13 protein-coding genes are annotated in these 16,342 nt (G+C 64.5%); 10 read left to right on the top strand and 3 right to left on the bottom strand.

What is annotated here, in order from left to right:
• Nucleotides 1-103 precede the first annotated feature (103 nt).
• From JAB6_RS23465 to JAB6_RS23425, 9 genes are all read left to right on the top strand, one after another.
• Nucleotides 104-2,257: a type I secretion system permease/ATPase gene (locus JAB6_RS23465; RefSeq protein ID WP_034755452.1), complete on the top strand. Its 2,154-nt coding sequence runs from the start codon at nucleotides 104-106 to the stop codon at nucleotides 2,255-2,257.
• Nucleotides 2,254-3,567 carry an HlyD family type I secretion periplasmic adaptor subunit gene (locus tag JAB6_RS23460; RefSeq protein WP_070304960.1) on the top strand — a complete coding sequence of 438 codons (1,314 nt, stop codon included), beginning with the start codon at nucleotides 2,254-2,256 and terminating at the stop codon, nucleotides 3,565-3,567. Before JAB6_RS23465 ends, JAB6_RS23460 begins: the two co-directional genes overlap by 4 nt.
• Nucleotides 3,567-4,865 carry a TolC family protein gene (locus tag JAB6_RS23455; RefSeq protein ID WP_254671767.1) on the top strand — a complete coding sequence of 433 codons (1,299 nt, stop codon included), beginning with the start codon at nucleotides 3,567-3,569 and terminating at the stop codon, nucleotides 4,863-4,865. Before JAB6_RS23460 ends, JAB6_RS23455 begins: the two co-directional genes overlap by 1 nt.
• A gap of 105 nt (nucleotides 4,866-4,970) precedes the next feature.
• Nucleotides 4,971-6,248, top strand: a complete 1,278-nt coding sequence (locus tag JAB6_RS23450) for a lipoprotein-releasing ABC transporter permease subunit (RefSeq protein ID WP_034755457.1) — start codon at nucleotides 4,971-4,973, stop codon at nucleotides 6,246-6,248.
• A gap of 65 nt (nucleotides 6,249-6,313) precedes the next feature.
• On the top strand, nucleotides 6,314-7,579 hold the full coding sequence (locus tag JAB6_RS23445; protein ID WP_070304956.1) for a lipoprotein-releasing ABC transporter permease subunit: 1,266 nt from the start codon (nucleotides 6,314-6,316) through the stop codon (nucleotides 7,577-7,579).
• A gap of 16 nt (nucleotides 7,580-7,595) precedes the next feature.
• Entirely contained in the window at nucleotides 7,596-8,321 is a 726-nt protein-coding gene (gene lolD, locus JAB6_RS23440) for a lipoprotein-releasing ABC transporter ATP-binding protein LolD (RefSeq protein WP_034788536.1), read from the top strand.
• Between the two features lie 16 nt (nucleotides 8,322-8,337).
• Nucleotides 8,338-9,135: a TatD family hydrolase gene (locus JAB6_RS23435; protein WP_070305060.1), complete on the top strand. Its 798-nt coding sequence runs from the start codon at nucleotides 8,338-8,340 to the stop codon at nucleotides 9,133-9,135.
• Between the two features lie 7 nt (nucleotides 9,136-9,142).
• Nucleotides 9,143-10,375, top strand: coding sequence for a sorbosone dehydrogenase family protein (locus JAB6_RS23430; protein ID WP_070304954.1), 1,233 nt, complete (start codon nucleotides 9,143-9,145; stop codon nucleotides 10,373-10,375).
• A 180-nt stretch (nucleotides 10,376-10,555) separates the two neighbouring features.
• Complete coding sequence (locus JAB6_RS23425) at nucleotides 10,556-11,029, top strand: T6SS effector amidase Tae4 family protein (RefSeq protein WP_070304952.1); 474 nt, start codon at nucleotides 10,556-10,558, stop codon at nucleotides 11,027-11,029.
• Between the two features lie 3 nt (nucleotides 11,030-11,032).
• Here JAB6_RS23425 and JAB6_RS23420 read toward each other — a convergent pair whose 3' ends face one another.
• From JAB6_RS23420 to JAB6_RS23415, 3 genes are all read right to left on the bottom strand, one after another.
• Complete coding sequence (locus tag JAB6_RS23420; protein ID WP_070304950.1) at nucleotides 11,033-13,018, bottom strand: helicase-related protein; 1,986 nt, start codon at nucleotides 13,016-13,018, stop codon at nucleotides 11,033-11,035.
• Between the two features lie 688 nt (nucleotides 13,019-13,706).
• Nucleotides 13,707-14,000, bottom strand: a complete 294-nt coding sequence (locus JAB6_RS29145; protein ID WP_139143489.1) for a hypothetical protein — start codon at nucleotides 13,998-14,000, stop codon at nucleotides 13,707-13,709.
• A 149-nt stretch (nucleotides 14,001-14,149) separates the two neighbouring features.
• Nucleotides 14,150-14,983 (bottom strand): class I SAM-dependent methyltransferase, encoded by an 834-nt coding sequence (locus JAB6_RS23415; protein ID WP_070304948.1) that lies wholly within the window; start codon nucleotides 14,981-14,983, stop codon nucleotides 14,150-14,152.
• A 203-nt stretch (nucleotides 14,984-15,186) separates the two neighbouring features.
• Here JAB6_RS23415 and JAB6_RS23410 point away from each other — a divergent pair.
• Nucleotides 15,187-16,342: ComEC/Rec2 family competence protein (locus tag JAB6_RS23410; RefSeq protein ID WP_139143488.1), on the top strand; the 1,156-nt coding region annotated here is incomplete at its 3' end.

Here is a 16,342-nt window from a genome sequence, read left to right as displayed (position 1 = left end):
TTATTGCTCATTAATTATTGCTTATCGCTCATCGCGCAAGCGATAGCGTTCCCGCTGCGGCGCGCCCGACCGGTGCGCCGCAGCGTTTTATTGTGAATCCATTATGACCCCACCCCCCGATACTTCCACCGCTTCCGCCGGCGCGTCCACCGATGCCATCGCCGATGCCATCGTCTTCCTCGCGCGCTTTTTCGGCGTGGCCGTGCAGGCCGAGCGCCTGCGCGCCAGCGTGGCGGCCCAGACCAGCCCGGCCGCCGCCGATTTCCTCGACCAGGCGCTGGCGCAAGCCACCCTGGCCGGCACCGCGTTGCCAGCAGGCACGCCGCGTCGCCCGACGGAAATGCCGGCCTTGCTGCTCAATGGGGAAGGGCAGGCGCTGGTGGTGTTGACTATTGCTGACGGCAAATACGAATGCCACGTGCCCGGCATCGAAGGCAGCGCCTGGCTGGACGCGGCCGCGCTGGCGCGGGAAGTGCCCGACGGACGCTGGGTGGCCGTGCGGCCCGTACTGTTTTTCGACCAGCGCAGCCTGCTCTACAGCATGCCGGTGGCGGGGCGCTGGTTCTGGGATGTCTTCAACCGCAGCCGCTGGGTCTTCCGCTGGGCCTTGCTGGGCACCCTGGTGCTCAATATCATCGGCGCGCTGGTGCCGTTCTATGCGATGGCCGTGTATGACCGCGTGATCCCGAACAATGCCACGTCCAGCCTGTGGGTGCTGACGATCGCCGTCGTGGTGCTGACGGGCTTCGAGCTGGCCCTGCGCCTGCTGCGCGGCGAACTGGTGGAAACGGCGTCGCGCCGCATGGACGTGGCGTTGTCGTCGAACATCTTTGCCCAGTGTTTGCGCCTGCGCGCGGCCAGCCGGCCCGCTTCCGGCGGCACCCTGGCCAATACCGTGCGCGATTTCGAATCCGTGCGCGAATTCTTTGCCTCGACCACCCTGACGACCCTGGGCGACTTGCCGTTCCTGCTGCTGTTCCTGCTGGTGATCGCCCTGGTGGGCGGCTGGCTCGTGCTCGTGCCCCTGGCCGTCATCCCGATTTTGCTGCTGGTGGCCTTTGCTTCGCGCGCGGCCCTGGCGCGCCACGTGGCCGCCTCGATGCAGGAAAGCGCGCAGCGCACGGCGCACCTGTTTGAAACCATGAATGGCCTCGACACCATCAAGGCGCTGGGCGCCGAAGCGTGGAGCCGGCGCAAATGGGAGAGCCTGACGGTGGCCATCGCCGCCAACAGCGTCGAGACGCGCGAAATCGTCAGCCGCGTCAATTACATCAACACGGCCGTGCTGGCCCTGTCCGGCGTGGCCGTGGTGGCCACGGGCGCCTTGCTGATGGGCGAACACCTGCTGACCCTGGGCCAGATCATCGCCGTGAGCATGCTGACAGGCCGCGCGCTGGCGCCCGTGAGCCAGATCGCGGGCCTGATCATGCGCTGGGAGCAGACCAAATTGTCCTACCACGCTCTGAATAAAATCATGGAAGCGCCGACCGATGACGACGCGGCCAGCCTGCAGGCGCCGCCCCTGTCCGGGCGCATCGAGTTTCGCGACGTGGGCTTTGCCTACCCGAATTCGCCGCCGCTGCTCGATAAACTCAACCTGCACATCCGCCCCGGCGAACGGGTCGGCGTGATCGGCAAGCTCGGTTCCGGCAAGAGCACCTTGCTGCGCTTGCTGCTGAACCAGTACGGCCCGCAAAGCGGCAGCGTGCTGTTCGACGACCTGGCCAGCACCCAGCTCGAACCTTTGAGCCTGCGCCGCCAGATCGGCTACGTACCGCAGGACGTGACCCTGTTCCACGGCACCTTGCGCGAAAACATCGAACTGGGACGCAGCCAGCCCGACGACGCCAGTCTGCTCGACGCCATCCGCCTGGCCTGCCTCGACGACATCATCACCCAGCTGCCCAACGGCGTGGCGACGGAAGTGGGCGAGCGGGGCGAACGCCTGTCCGGCGGCCAGCGGCAAGCTGTGGCCATGGCTCGCGCCTTGCTCGCGAAACCGACCATGCTGCTGCTCGATGAGCCGAGCAGCATGTTCGACCCGGCCACCGAGCAGCGCCTGATCGGTCGCCTGCGGTCATTGAAAGACACGACCATCGTGCTCGTCACCCACCGCATGGCCATGCTGGCGCTGGTGGACCGCCTGATCGTCTTCGACAAGGGGCGCATCGTGGCCGACGGCCCGCGCGATGAGGTCATGCGCGTGCTCAATAGCCAGGCGGCCAGGCCTGCGGCGGAACAGGGAGTGGCGGCATGAGCGCCCTGAACGCCCGCCCGCTGCCAACAGCCCACCCGGACCCGGAACGTGAACCGCAGACCATCGTCATGCGCATGCTTGCGCTGATCGCCGTGCTGCTGGTGTTGACCCTGGCCTGGGCCACCTTCGCCCAGCTCGACGTGTCCGTGAATGGCCGTGGCGCCATCACGCCGCCATCGCATCTGCAGGAAGTGCAAAGCCTGGAAGGCGGTATCGTGCGTGAAATGCTCGTGAAACCGGGCCAGCGCGTGCGCCGCGGCGACTTGCTGCTGCGCCTGGACACGGCCCAATATGACGCCAACCTGGGCGCCAGCGTGCAAAACCGCCTGGCCGCGCTGGCGGGCAGGGCACGCCTCGACGCGCTGCTGTCTGGCGGCACGCCCCAGTTTGCGCCGGAATGGCAGCAAGAGGCGCCCGAGCTGATCGCCAAGGAAACGCAGTTGTGGCGCGATGGCCAGCGCGAATTCGCGTCGGCCACGACGGCCGCGCGCGAAGGCGTGACGCGCCGGCGCGGTGAGCTGGCCGAGGCGCACGGCCGCATCGCGCAACTCGACACGGGCCTCAAAATTGCCCTGGAAAGCCTGTCGATCGAGGAGCGCCTGTTCAAGGAGGGCGCCGGTTCGCGTGGCGATTATCTGAATGCGCAGCAGCGCGTGCAGCAGCAGCGCACGGAACTCGACGGCCTGCGCGCGTCCGTGCCGCGCCTGGCGGCCACCCTGGCCGAGGCGCAGGCGCAGGCGGGCGAAGTGGAAGCGCGCATGCGCGGCCAGTGGGGCGCCCAGCGCAGCGAATACGAAACCAAGGCCGGCGCCCTGGCCAGCACCGTCAAGGGCCAGCAAGACCAGGTCAGCCGGCGCGATATTACGGCGCCCGTCGACGGCGTCGTCAACCGCGTGCTGGTGGCGACTGTCGGCGGCGTGGCACAGCCGGGGAAACCTATCCTGGAAATCGTGCCCGCCGATTCGGAAATGCTGATCTCCGTGCGCGTCAAGCCGTCGGACATCGGTTTTATCCACGTGGGGCAGCGCGCGTCGGCCAATGTGCTGGCGTATGACGCCACCACGTATGGACGCATGCAGGCGCAGGTGGTGCGCGTGGGGGCCGACGCGATTCCCGATGAACGCAACGAGCCGTATTTCGAGGTGCAGCTGAGTACCGACCGCAGCCAGCTGACGGTGCACGGCAAGGTGCTGCCGATTACGCCCGGCATGCCCGTCGACGTGGGCATCCTGACGGGCCGCCGCTCGGTGCTGCAATATGTGTTCAAACCCGTGCTGCGCGGCTTGCAGTCTTCCCTGCAGGAGCGGTGATGCGTACTTTTTTACTTTGCATGGCATTCGCCTGCGCCAACGCGGCGGCCCAAACGGCCCAATCTGCGCCACCGGCCACTTTCCAGGCGCAGTCCACGCGGGGCTTGCCGGCCTTGCTGGCGCGCGCCGTGCCGCGCGATCCGCAGGTGGTGGCGGCGCAGGCGGCGTTGGCCACCGCCGAAGCGCGCTACAAGCAGGCCCGCTCGCGTTTGTTCCCGACGGCGGCGCTGCAGGCCACGCGGGGGCGCAGCAATGACCTCGATGGCACCCTGGACGTGGAACGTCGCACGCACCAGGTGGAAGCGAGTGTGCGCTGGAATGTCTACAACGGCGGCGCCGACCGCGCCGAACTCGATGCGGCCGAGCGCGAGATGGCGGGTGCCGCCTTCGACGTGGAGCGCGCGCGCGCGGACAGCGCGGAAAAACTGGCCGAAGCATATTTCGACATGCAGCGCCTGGAACGCAGCCTGCTGCAGTCGCAGGAACGCCTGCGCGACGTGACGCTGCTGGTGCGGCAAGTGACGCGCCAGGCGGAACTGGGCAAGGCGTCGGAAGTGGACCGCGAACTGGCGCAAAGTTCGCAGCTGGACGCGGAACTGGTGCACGACGGCTTGCTGACGGACCAGCAGGCGGCGCGCATCAAGCTCGAAGCGCTGGCCTTCGAACCGGTGGCGCAGTTTGCCGATTTCGCCTTTGCGCCGCTGCCGGCGCAGGCTTTGGAGAATGCTGATACGCAGCACGCGCAGTTGCGCGCCGCGCGCGAGCGGGCGGCGGCGGCCCAGCTGCGCGTGCGCAGCGTGGCGGCCACCCTGGCGCCAAAAGTGGACCTGAATGTCAGCCACCTGTTGAATAACAAGACCACGCCGCCGCCGTCGACCATCCAGCAGCGGGGCTGGTCGGTGGGAGTTTCCTGGGAATTTCCGCTGGGCGGCAGCCTGGCGCAACGCGACGAGAGCATCAGCCGCGCCCAGGCGGCCGAGGCGGACGTGGCGCGCGCCGAGCAGGGCACGCGCGCCGACCTGGCCAGCATGCTGCCGCGCATCGCCAATGCGCAGCGCACCCTGGCCCTGCTCGACGAGCAGGAAAAGAAGATGGCCTTCGTCGTGCGTGGCGGGACCATTCAATACGAGGCGGGCCGGCGCAACCTGCAGCAGGTCATCCAGACGCGCGACAGCTATTTCACGATACAGCAGCGGCGCAGCGACCAGCTGCACCGTCTGACCGTGGCACAGATGCGCCAGTACGCGCTGGCGGGGCGGCTGCTGGCCGTGTTTGGCCTGGCGCAGGAGGCAAAATAGGGCAGGCGTGCGCGGTTTCACACATGGATCACGCAGACTTGATGCATGAAATGCCCATTATGTGGCACACTGCGCGCTCGCATATCATCGTTGTCGCGGGAGCGCATGAGCATCATCAAACAATTTCCCTTCGAGTGGCAGGTCGGCGTGCGCTATACGCGCGCCGGGAAACGCAGTGGCCGCAACAGCTTCATTTCCTTCATCTCCCTCATTTCCGTGGCCGGCATCGGCCTGGGCGTGGCCGCCCTGATCGTCGTGCTGTCCGTCATGAACGGGTTCCAGAAGGAGGTCACGGACCGCCTGATGTCGGTGCTGGCCCACGTCGAGGTGTTCGATACCAGCGGCTCCATGCCGAACTGGCAGGCGCAGGAGCGCGCCGCCTACGCCAACCCGCAAGTCAAGGCCGTGTCGCCGTTCGTGGAAACCCAGGGCATGCTGCTCAACGACGAAACCATGCGCCCGTCCGTCGTGCGCGGGGTGCTGCCGCAGCAGGAAGCCACCGTCTCCAGCGTGGCGAGCCAGATGAAGCAGGGCAGTTTCAACGATCTCACGCCAGGCTCGTACAACATCGTGCTGGGCATCGACCTGGCCAAGGCGCTTGATGTGAAAGTGGGGCAGAACGTCACCCTGATGCTGGAACGCGAGCCGAGGGCGGGCGATCCGGCCAACGGCATCGTCATGCCGCGCATGCGCGCGCTCAAGGTCGCCGGCATCTTCGAGGCGGGCCACAATGAACTCGATGGCAGCCTGGCCTTCGTCAACATGCAGGATGCGGAGCAGCTGCTGCAGCTCGACGGCCCGTCCGGCCTGCGTTTGCGCCTGCATGACATGAACAAGGCGCCGCAGGTGGCGCGCGAATTGAAAGCGTCGATGCCGGGCCAGCTGTGGATGCGCGACTGGTCGCGCGCCAGTGCCAGCTGGTATGCGCTGGTGCAAAGCCAGAAGAACATGATGTTCATCATCCTCAGCATGATCATCGCCGTGGCCGCGTTCAACCTCGTCTCGACCCTGGTGATGTCGGTCACTGACAAGCAGGCCGATATCGCGATCCTGCGCACCCTGGGCGCCTCGCCGTTCTCCATCATGAAGATTTTCATGATCCAGGGCGCGCTGGTCGGCTTGCTGGGGAGTGCGCTGGGCGTGATCGGCGGCGTCGTGCTGGCGCTGAACGTGGGCGTCATCGTGCCCTTCATCGAAGGCATCTTCGGCCTGCACTTCATCTCGAAGGAAATCTACCAGATCAGCGCCGTGCCGTCGGACGTGCACTGGCTGGACGTGGCGCAGATCGGCCTGATCGCCTTTGGCCTGGCGCTGGTGGCGACCATCTACCCGAGCTGGCGCGCCGCGCGTGTCAAGCCGGCCGAGGCGCTGCGGTATGAGTAATTGACTGATCAACAAACTGCCGGGGTCAGACCCGGCGGGTCAGACCCCTGAGAATTAACGAATTAATGAGCATGTTAAAAAATCTTCCCTTCGAATGGCTGGTCGGCCTGCGCTACACGCGGGCCGGCAAGCGCACTGGCCGCAACAGTTTTATCTCCTTCATCTCGCTCATTTCCGTGGCCGGCATCGGCCTGGGCGTGGCGGCGCTGATCGTCGTGCTGTCCGTGATGAACGGCTTCCAGAAGGAAGTGACGGACCGCATGCTGTCCGTGCTGGCCCACGTGGAAGTGTTCGACAACAGCGGCAGCATGCCGGACTGGCGCGCGGAAGCTGCGCAAGCGTTCAAGAATCCAGCCGTGAAGGGCGCCGCGCCGTTCGTGGAAACACAGGGCATGCTGCTGCGCGACGATGCGCTGCGCCCGGCCATCGTGCGCGGCGTGCTGCCCGAGGAAGAGCCGAACGTCTCCGACGTGGCCGGCCAGACGCGCATGGGCAGCTTCAAGGCGCTGCAGCCGGGCACCTTCAATATTGTGCTGGGCATCGAGCTGGCGCGCGCCTTGCGCGTCAACCTTGGCGAAAAAGTCACCTTGATGCTGGCTCAGGGCCAGGTCACGCCGGCCGGCGTGCTGCCGCGCATGCGCAGCTTTACCGTCAGCGGCATCTTTCAGGCCGGCCACAATGAATTCGATGCGGGCCTGGCCTTCATCAATATCGAAGACGGCCAGCGTTTGCTGCGCCTCGACGGCCCATCGGGCCTGCGCTTGCGCCTGGCTGACATGAATCAGGCGCCGCAAGTGGCGGCGGAACTGAAAAAAACCATGCCGGGCGACCTGTGGCTGCGCGACTGGTCCAAGCTGAACGCCAACTGGTTTGCCGCCGTGCAGACGGAAAAGCGCATGATGTTCATCATCCTGACCCTGATCATCGCGGTGGCCGCCTTCAACCTGGTCTCGACCCTGGTGATGACGGTGACGGACAAGCAGGCCGATATCGCGATTTTGCGCACCCTGGGCGCTTCGCCCCGTTCCATCATGAAGATCTTCATGATCCAGGGCGCGCTGGTGGGCATCCTGGGCACGATCCTCGGTGTGGGCGGCGGCGTGCTGGTGGCCATGAACATCGACGTCATCGTGCCCTTCATCGAGCACCTGCTGGGCGTGCAGTTCCTCTCCAAGGACATCTATTTCATCAGCACCGTACCGTCCGACCTGCGCTGGCCCGACGTCACCAAGATCGGCGTGCTGGCCGTGATCCTCGCCTTTTTGGCCACCCTGTACCCAAGCTGGTGGGCTGCCCGCGTGAAACCTGCGGAAGCCCTGCGCTATGAATAAACCACTGACTACGACCATGACCGATCTGAACAAACCTGCCTCCAACGGCGCTTCCGCTGATTCCGCCGTGCTTTCCTGCCGCGGCCTGGGCAAGACTTTCACGCAGGGCAGCTACAAGGTGCAGGTGCTGGCCGGCATCGACATCGACGTCCACCGCGGCGAGCGGGTCGCCATCGTCGGCGCATCCGGCTCCGGCAAATCGACCTTGCTGCACTTGTTGGGCGGCCTCGATACGCCCACCAGCGGCAAAGTCACCCTGCTGGGCAAGGACTTCGCCAATCTCAGCGAAAAGGCGCGCGGCGACTTGCGCAATGCCTCGCTGGGTTTTGTGTACCAGTTCCACCACCTGCTGCCCGAGTTTTCCGCGCTCGACAACGTCGCCATGCCGCTGATGATCCGCCGCATGAAGCGCGCGCCCGCCACCGAACTGGCGCAGCAAATCCTCACGCGCGTGAACCTGGCCAAGCGGGTCACGCACACGCCCGGTGAATTATCGGGCGGCGAGCGCCAGCGCGTAGCCCTGGCCCGCGCCCTCGTCACGCAACCGGCCTGCGTGCTGGCCGATGAACCGACGGGCAACCTCGATCACGCCACGGCCGAACAGATTTTCGACCTGATGCTGGAATTGTCGCGCACCCTGGGCACGGCCTTCGTCATCGTCACGCACGACATCGAATTGGCCAAGCGCTGCGACCGTGTGCTGCGCCTGACGGACGAAGGGCTGCAGCCGTACCAATATTAATTAAGGAACCGCCATGCTGTGGATCGACACGCACTGTCACCTCGACGCGCATGAATTCGGCGATGAATCGCTGCAGGTGGCGGCGCGCGCGCAGCAGCAGGGCGTGGGCATGATCGTCATCCCTGCTGTCGAACGGACCAATTTCGCCATCGTGCGCGATCTGGCGGCAGCGGCGCCCAACGCCTGCTATGCGCTGGGTATCCACCCGATCTACGTGCCGCACGCCACCGAAGACGATTTGATCGCCCTGCGCGAGGCTGTGGCGCTGGCCATGAATGACCCGCGTTTTGTCGCCATCGGCGAGATCGGCCTCGATTTCTTCATTCCCATGCTGTGCGAACCGGCCATGCGCATCAAGCAGGAGCATTTTCTGCGCGAGCAGCTGAGAATCGCCCGCGACTTCGACCTGCCCGTGCTCACCCACGTGCGCCGCTCGCAGGATATCGTCCTCAAGCACGCGCGCCAGATCCGTCCGAACGGCGGCATCGCCCATGCGTTCAATGGCAGCTTCCAGCAGGCGCAGGGCTATATCGACCTCGGTTTCAAGCTGGGGTTTGGCGGCGCCATGACGTTTACGCGCGCCTTGCAGATACGCCGCATGGCCACGGAATTGCCCCTGGACGCCATCGTATTGGAGACGGACGCGCCCGATATTTCCCCGGCCTGGGTGCACCCTGGCCGCAACAGCCCCGAAGAATTGCCGCGCATCGGCGCCGTGCTGGCCGAGCTGCGCGGCCTGGCATTGGCCGACGTGGCCATTGCCACCAGCGCCAACGCGCGCGCCGTGATGCCCCGATTACCTTTGATGGAATGAGACCACAATGAATAACAAGATCATCCTGGCCACTTGCCTGTCCGGTGCGTTCGCTCCCGTTATGGCGGCGACCGGCGCCCAGTGCGACGGCTTGCCCCGTCTCGACGTCGCTACGCCGGCCGGCTTTTGCGTGGCCGTGCTGGCCGACGGCCTGAAATTCCCCCGCGGCGTGCTGCCGCTGACGAATGGCGACATCCTCGTCACCGACATGACGGGATGGGCGCCGAAGCAGGGTAAATTGTGGCTGTTGCAGCCCAAGGCGGCCGGTGGCGGCTACGAGCGCAAGCTGCTGCTCGATAAGCTCGATCGCCCGAACGGCATCGTGCAGGGGCCGGACGGCATGGTCTACGTGGGCGAAGTAGGGCGCATCTTCCGCTTCGACCTGCGCGATACCACCCGCAAGCTCACCGACGTGATCGGCGGCACGTCCAAGACGCCGCGCCTGCCGGGCCTCGGTTTGCACCTGCTGACGAATATGCGCTTCAGCCCCAAGGGCGACCTGTACGTGAACGTGGGCTCGAGCACCGACCATTGCGAGAACGACGGCAAGGCGCCCGATCCGGCCAAAGCCTGTCCTTCGGCGGAGGGGCTGGAAGCGCTGGGCGCCATCCGCGAATACACGATGGCCTGGCCGGCTGGCACGGTGACGAGCTGGCGCACGCATGCGCGCGGCTTGCGCAATTCGATGGCACTGGCTTTTCACCCTGCGACGGGCGAGCTGTGGCAGGCGGAAAACTCGCGCGACGCCATCCAGGCCGCCATGCCGCAGTTGAAAAGCGACGAGAACCTGCCGCACGAGGAACTCAACCTGATCAAGTCCGACCGGCACTACGGCTGGCCGTACTGCTATGACGACAATGTCGCCAGTCCCGAATATCCGAAGACGGCTTGCGACGCCCAATATGCGGCGCCCGAGCGCCTGCTGCCAGGCCACGCCGCGCCGCTGGGTATGACCTTTTACACGGCCAGCCGCTTCCCGGCGCTGTACAAGAATAGCCTGATCATCGGCTACCACGGCTACCGCAGCAATGGCCACCGCCTGGTGGCCCTGCTGCCCGACAAGGCCGGTGCGCCGCTGGGCAAGTCCGTCGAGTTGATCAGCAACTGGGAGCGCAAGGGCAAGCAGGGCAGGGGCGCGCCCGTCGACGTGAAGCTGGGGCAGGACGGCGATATTTATATGGCTGACGACCATAATGGGCTGGTGCTGAAATTGCATTATGCGGCGCCGGGCAAACCATAACTTTCACCGGTCTCGTACGTGTAGGTCGGATTAGCGGGGCAACGCCGCGCGTAATCCGACATCATTGTTGGCGTTACAGGTGTTGTCGGCTTACGCTTGACCTCGCTCAGTGCGGGGCGGCCGCATCGTCCTACAATCGGCCTGATATTCCCTGTCGACCAGGGACGACGGGAGGCTGGCGTGAAACCTGCATTCATCAATCTGCGTGAAAATTACTCGAGCGTGGCGGCCGTCGACCAGGCGGCCCTGTTCCGCGAAATCGGCTGGGAAGACTTGATCGGCAAGGACAGCTTTGCCAACACCTGCGCCATCCGCGTCAGCCTGGCCCTGATCAAGGCCGGCGTGAAGGTCAAGGGCCGCATGGCCATCCGCAAGGGACCGTTCAAGGATGCATTGATCGAACCGGGACAGGCCAAGCTCGCGCACATGCTGGCCAGCCCGTCGATGTTTGGCGCGCCCGAAAAGTTCGCTGCCGATGCGGCCATCGAAGGCATCGGTCAGCGCCAGGGCATCGTCGCCTTCTTCCGCATTCCCGGCTACCTGGGCGGCGCAGGCGGGCATATCGACATCCTGCTGCCCTCCATCGGCGTGAAGGTGTGCGGTACCGAATGCTACTGGGATTGCGGCGAGGTCTGGTTCTGGCCACTCCGTTGACGTTTACCTGAATTTCTTCGAGCGTCCGCGCGATGCTGCATTGTGCGCGCGCAGGATGGAATCGACCCGTTCCGACGCATCGCGCGACAGGTTTTGCACTACGGCGATATCGGGGAAGAATTCGGGCAGGCGGTAGCTGAGCCACGCATACGCCGAGTAGTAGCGGCAAGTGTCTTCCACCTGCTGCAGATTCTGCGTGCCGCCGCCGTACGCATGCTGGCGCAAGGTGCTGACTTTTCCCTGCGACAGATTCTTCGCCCAGTGTTCCCACGCCGTTTGCAAGGACGGCACCTTGCTCGATATCGGCACCAGCGACAGAGTGAACTTGTCGGCCACGGACAGGGGCAGGGTGTCGAGCCAGACAGCGCGCTCCTTCTGGTCTTCCGTGATGCGGGGGAAGAAGAAGCCGTCCGGCACGTCGATATTGTGGATGAAGCGGCGCAGCAGTTTTGACAGCGACAGTTCGCCCGTCACCGATGAAATGCGGTGCAGATGCTCGAGCGACGGCGCCACGGCAAAGCCGCTCGTGTTCAGCGGGTGCAGCTTTTCCTTCAGCAGGGCGCGCATCACTTCATGTGTTTCGTTGTCGTAGCCGGCCACCAGGCCCTCTTCATGCACGCCGTAGCGGCCCGCGCGCCCGGCGATCTGGCGCGCCAGCGCGGCCGAAATCTCTTCCTCTTCGCGGCCATTGTATTTGACGCAGGTGGTCATCACGATGCGCGCGATCGGCATGTTCAGTCCCATCGCCAGCGCATCCGTGCCGACAACGATATCGGCCGTGCCGTCGCGGAAGCGCTGCGCCTGCGCGCGCCGCACTTCGGGCGACAGGTTGCCGTAGACGGTGGCCACCGACAGCCCCGTTTCCGTGATCATGTCGCGCCACATCAGCACTTCGCGGCGCGAAAAGGCGATGACGGCGTCGCCGCGGCGCAGGTTGCGCACCTTGCGCACGGCCGTCGGCTCCATCGACAAGGGCGCCATGCGTTTTAATACGTGCACTTCCAGCGGGCATTCGAGGCGCTCGGCCAGCGCCTCAATGGCGCGCCGCGCTTCGGGAGCTCCTACCAGATACACGGTGTGGGCCGGCGCGCCGCACACGGCCGCCGTCCACGCGGCACCCCGATCAGGGTCGGCCAGCATCTGGATTTCATCGATGACGGCTACTTCGACGACGGTTTTCGTGTCCAGCATTTCCACCGTGCTGGCCACGTGCGTGGCGCCGTCGACGACCCGGCGTTCCTCGCCCGTGATCAGGCTCACAGCCAGCGGTTTGCCGTGCGGCGCCGCTTCCTGCAGGCGCTCGTAGTTTTCCAGGGCCAGCAATCGCAAGGGCGCCAGGTAGATGCCGCTCTTTGCCTTGACCAGCGCTTCCATGGCGCGGTGCGTCTTGCCGGAATTGGTGGGACCCAGCAGCGCGATGAAGCGGCGCGGCAGGCGACGCGCCATCTCGAACGAGGCGGGGTATTCGGCCAGGTTGATGCTCTGGCGCGTGCGCGCCGCGTGCTGCTCTTCCTGCTGGCGTTCGATGGCGTGATGGAAGCGCTGGCGGATACGGTCGAACACCATGCCGGCAGGCTCGGACGTCTGCATGTCGGCCAGGGGGTGCAGGAAGACCATCGGGTCCGTGTCCACATCCTCGCTCAGGCCCGCGATATCGGCGACGAAATCGATCACGTGCTGGCGCAGCTCCTCGAACACGGCCGCGCTGGCCCGTTCGCGCACCAGGGCCAGCTTGGCCTCGCGGTCCATCTTGCGCCACTTGGCCGGCCGCGCCAGCACGCCCTGTGCCGGCACCAACGCATACGGCACCACCAGGTGACCCGCCTTGACCACGCCGGAAAAGCGCACGAAGACGCGGCCTTCCATCTTGACGAGGCGGATATGCTCGGCCAGCTCCCCCAGTTCCGCGACGAGGGTAGCGTCGTTATTGTCGTCGCTGCTGTCGGAGATGTCGGTGGATGTATCGGGAGGAAGCGGGGAGGAAGTCATGTCGTGCCTGGGTGTTGAAGTAAGCGAGGCCGATTATACCGTGCGCCGGGCAAAGATTTTTTGCGGCGCACGGAGTGGCTGTGGCAGGAGCGCTGATTCTTAAAGTGCTGATTCCCCGGCCCGGATAAAAAACTGATTGGAATTCAGCGCGGCGCTTCCATTGTGTCGAATTCAATTTGCTTGAACACGGAGCGTGGTATCTGGTTCTTTGTGTTTATCAGTTTCTTTTATGAATTTTATTCGCTTGGAAATTTCGCGAATGTATTTTTATTAAGTTTGTTTTATTCTGTGAATTTGATTATGAAGATTTAACTGCCGATAATGACAAAGAGTAAGTTTCTATTGATATCCACAGTGATGATATTCGTATCACGAGCAGATTGTTTTCTTGCGTCTGCCAGGCAGTGAGTCGTTGTCGTCGCGCTCCCATGCGCCAGCAGCAGCCGGCATGACTGAGCGAACCTTCCCATTCTATCGATTTTATTGCGACCGTATTTTTCATTGCGCGAGAAATTATTCGATAGTACGAAATGAATTGAATTGTCTTGACAATTAATAATGGCGGGCTGATCATGACCTCAGATTTCGCGAGGGGAATTTTCGCATGTTTTCAACATATCGGAAATTGACGGCGATCCACGGCATTATTCTGGCTGCTGGTCTGGTTATTGGCTGGGGAACGCCGCGTTTATATGAACGGCTTTGATTTGGCGGTGCTCCAGTATTCGCTGGCGGCCGCAGGACTTTTCACTTCGCGCTGACGCACGGCCAGCTTGCGATGACACCCGACATACTTGTGTATGTGGCCCTGCGCCAGTCGATGGCGCGCGCAGGGATTCATCAGCCATCCAACTTTGGAGAACACCATGAATAAAAAGCTCGCTGCATTTCTTTTTGCGTCAGGCCTTGGTTTGGCTGTGACCGCGACGCCAGCCTTTGCAAGCTGCGCTAGCGCTTGTGCTGCCGAATGGCGTGCTTGCATTGCTGGCGGTACCGCTCAAGCAGAGTGCAACGCCGAACGGTCCGCTTGCCAGCAAACCTGCAATGGACAGTAGCAGTGCTGCGCGCCGTGGCAGCCACTATCGCGGCCTGTTGCCGGTGACGCCGGCAGTCACTGGCGACGATGGCAGTTCAGGCCGCTCGAGCGCGTACGGCGCGTAGCCCCCAGCCGGTGGCGATCAAGCCGTCACCGGTTTGCAGCGGCGCCACGGCATCCAGGAATGCGTTGCGCAGGCGCTGTCTGGCGCCGTCGTCCAGGCGGTCGATATCGTAGGTGTCCAGCAGGGCCGTCCACAGTTCGCCCGGCGTGGGCGTCCATGGTACGTCGATGTCGTCGAATTCGACGTCCGCAAACGCGCCATCGAGCAGCTCTCGCCAGCCCGCTTCGGAGCCCGTGCGCCGGTCACCAAAGCGTAGCGGCGGCAGTTCGGTGCTGGCGATGGGCTTGAACACGTGCATGAAAACGTCGTTCACTTCGCCCAGCAAGAAAGTGCGGCCGACGATGGCCGCGAACTGGCCATTGGGACGCAGCACGCGGCGCATTTCGCGCACGACTTGTTCGATGTCGTCCATCAGCATCAGCGCCATGTGCGAGACGAGATAATCGACGCTGGCCGATGGCAGTTCCAGCGTCTGGCCGCGGCCATGCAGCAGCCGCACGGACGGGGGCAGGACGGCGCGCGCGGCAGCCAGTTCACCCTGGCTCATGTCGACGCCGAGCAGTTGCAGCTGCGCCTGTTGCCGCGCTGCCAGCAAACCCAGCAGATGGCCGTCGCCGCAGGCGAGGTCGAGTACGGTCAAGGGCGTGTCCACGGCCGGTATCAGGCTGGTCAACACTTCGTAGGACGAAGCCCAACTCCCGGCAGGCGAACTGGCCGGCAGGTGGGCAAACGCGGCGCTGGTCGCGCCGACTTGTCTTTGGTGAAAGTCTTGCAAATAGGTTTCGGCCGCTGTCAGTGGGGTCATGCCAGATCCGCTAATTCGTGGCGCCTGAACGCCGGATGGCCATCTTAGCATGGGGGAAGTTTCGCCTGCGGTGGTGCCGGATGGTGTGCTGAACTTCTATCCTTGGCATCATTGCGCCAGATCAGATGGCAAACAGTCGAAAGCGATCACAGTAGCTGAGCCCTTTTCGCCGCGAGCTGATTCTGTCTTGATTCTGCCTCCCTATGCGCACCCTGATACTCGGCTTTGCCGCTGGCGCCGCCTGGTTGCAGACGCAGGCAAGCTTGCCTGTGCAGGCGGGCACGCTGCTGTGGGTGATTGCTGGTGCAGGGTTGACGGCTAGTCTGGCGCTGCGCCGCCACGCGCGCTGGCGCTGCGTTGTTGCGCTCGCCGCTGGCGTAGGCCTCGGCTTTTACTGGGCCGCGTGGCTGGCCCAGGCGGCCATGGCGCCGCAATTGGCACTGGCTGACGAAGGGCAGGACATTGTTGTTACGGGCACCATCGCCAGCTTGCCCTACCGCTTCGAGCAGGGCGTGCGCTTCAACTTTGCCGTGGAAAAGGCGGTTGGGGCGAAGGTGCCGCCCTTGATCGCCCTGTCCTGGTACGCGGGTTTTCGCGATGCAGTGACGAACGCCGTGGGCGACGTGCAGCCGGGCGAGCGCTGGCGCCTCACGGTGCGGCTGCAGCGTCCGCACGGCAATGCGAATCCCATGGGTTTCGATTACGAGGCGTGGCTGCTGGAGCAGGGCGTGCGCGCCACGGGCTACGTGCGGCCGCAGCCGCGCGCCGATACGCCCAATGCGCGCCTGGTCGCCTTCGTGCCCGGCTTCGGCAACGTGGTGGAGGCCAGCCGCGCAGCGCTGCGCGCGCGCATCGCCCGCAGCCTGGAAGGCAAGCAGTATGCGGGCGTGATCGTGGCGCTGGTGGTGGGCGACCAGCGTGCCATTCCTCAGTCCGACTGGCAAGTGTTCAACCGCACGGGCGTCAGCCATCTGATTTCGATTTCCGGCTTGCACATCACCATGATCGCAGGACTGTTCGCCTTGGGCGCGGGTGCGCTGTGGCGCCGCTCATTCTTTACCGACTGGCAGCTGCCCTTGCGGCTGCCGGCGCAAAAGGTGGCGGCGCTGGCTGGCGCGCTGGCGGCCTTTCTTTATGTGCTGCTGGCCGGCTTCGGCGTGCCAGCGCAGCGCACTCTATATATGTTGCTGGTGGTGGCGCTGGCCCTGTGGCTGGGACGCATCACCAGCATCGTCCATATCCTGTGCCTGGCGCTGGGCGTCGTCGTGCTGCTCGATCCGTGGGCCGTGCTGTGGCCCGGTTTCTGGCTGTCGTTCGGTGCCGTCGCCACCATGCTGTACGCGACGGCGGGCCGCACCA

The sequence above is a fragment of the Janthinobacterium sp. HH104 genome (genome assembly GCF_001758715.1).
GTDB lineage: Bacteria > Pseudomonadota > Gammaproteobacteria > Burkholderiales > Burkholderiaceae_D > Janthinobacterium > Janthinobacterium aestuarii.
Note: the sequence above shows the minus strand (reverse complement) of the source record. Positions and strands in the feature narration are given on the sequence as shown.

What these genes read in the sequence shown, in the direction of transcription:
- JAB6_RS23465 (WP_034755452.1), top strand. Translation starts at nt 104, where the DNA reads ATGACCCCACCCCCCGATACTTCCACCGCTTCCGCCGGCGCGTCCACC.
- JAB6_RS23415 (WP_070304948.1), bottom strand. Translation starts at nt 14,983, where the DNA reads ATGACCCCACTGACAGCGGCCGAAACCTATTTGCAAGACTTTCACCAA.
- JAB6_RS23450 (WP_034755457.1), top strand. Translation starts at nt 4,971, where the DNA reads ATGAGCATCATCAAACAATTTCCCTTCGAGTGGCAGGTCGGCGTGCGC.
- lolD (WP_034788536.1), top strand. Translation starts at nt 7,596, where the DNA reads ATGACCGATCTGAACAAACCTGCCTCCAACGGCGCTTCCGCTGATTCC.
- JAB6_RS23430 (WP_070304954.1), top strand. Translation starts at nt 9,143, where the DNA reads ATGAATAACAAGATCATCCTGGCCACTTGCCTGTCCGGTGCGTTCGCT.
- JAB6_RS29145 (WP_139143489.1), bottom strand. Translation starts at nt 14,000, where the DNA reads ATGCAAGCACGCCATTCGGCAGCACAAGCGCTAGCGCAGCTTGCAAAG.
- JAB6_RS23420 (WP_070304950.1), bottom strand. Translation starts at nt 13,018, where the DNA reads ATGACTTCCTCCCCGCTTCCTCCCGATACATCCACCGACATCTCCGAC.
- JAB6_RS23445 (WP_070304956.1), top strand. Translation starts at nt 6,314, where the DNA reads ATGAGCATGTTAAAAAATCTTCCCTTCGAATGGCTGGTCGGCCTGCGC.
- JAB6_RS23460 (WP_070304960.1), top strand. Translation starts at nt 2,254, where the DNA reads ATGAGCGCCCTGAACGCCCGCCCGCTGCCAACAGCCCACCCGGACCCG.
- JAB6_RS23455 (WP_254671767.1), top strand. Translation starts at nt 3,567, where the DNA reads ATGCGTACTTTTTTACTTTGCATGGCATTCGCCTGCGCCAACGCGGCG.